Origin of the sequence: Methylosinus sp. Sm6 (genome assembly GCF_019802345.1) — a bacterium.
In the GTDB taxonomy this organism is placed as follows: domain Bacteria; phylum Pseudomonadota; class Alphaproteobacteria; order Rhizobiales; family Beijerinckiaceae; genus Methylosinus.
Genome location: NZ_JAINDZ010000128.1, coordinates 1 through 690 on the forward strand (window position 1 = coordinate 1; position 690 = coordinate 690).

Genomic DNA, 690 nt, shown 5'->3' on the forward strand with positions numbered 1-690 from the left:
CGGCGAAAGAGCGCATCAGGGGCGCGCGCTTCAGATCGAGTCTATATCGATACGAATCGAAACGCGCCCGCAGTTGCTCGGCGATCTCGCCGTTGGCGGGATCGAAGCCGACGTCCTCCACGGTCAGAGCCGCCGTTCGCCACACCACCTGAACGGGCTCGGGCAAGCCCTCCCACACGACCGCGGTGCGCAGAACGTCGTGCCGGGCGATCAAGGCGTTCATCGCCGCGACGAAACGGTCGAGCCGATCGCGCGTGTCAAAGGACAAGATGGAGTCGAGGAGATAGACGTCTCTTTCCGCCGCCGTCAGATGATGGAAGAAGATGCCCTCCTGCAGCGGCGTCAGCGGATAAATGTCCTGCACATTCGCCGCGCCGCCCGGAACGGTTGCGACGATGCGATCGATATCCGACTGCGCAAGATCGATCAGAGGCAGCATTTCGGGGGTGATCGCCGCGCAGTTGGCCGGAATGCGATTCGGCGGAATTTCAAGAGCGCTGACGACGACGGCGGCGGCGGTCGCGAAATCCGCCAATGTCGGACTGACGAACAGCGCGCGCACGTCGGCTTGCATGCCCCGCCGTCGCATGCGCTCGATCAGCGTCACCGCCAACAGCGAGTGTCCGCCGAGTTCGAAGAAATTGTCGTTGCGTCCGACGCGTTCGACGCCGAGCAGCTCCGCCCAGATCC

General features: G+C 63.9%; 1 protein-coding gene. It reads right to left on the reverse strand.

The features are described 5' to 3' along the window. Nucleotides 1–690: condensation domain-containing protein (locus tag K3F48_RS23880; protein WP_255609739.1), on the reverse strand; the 690-nt coding region annotated here is incomplete at both ends.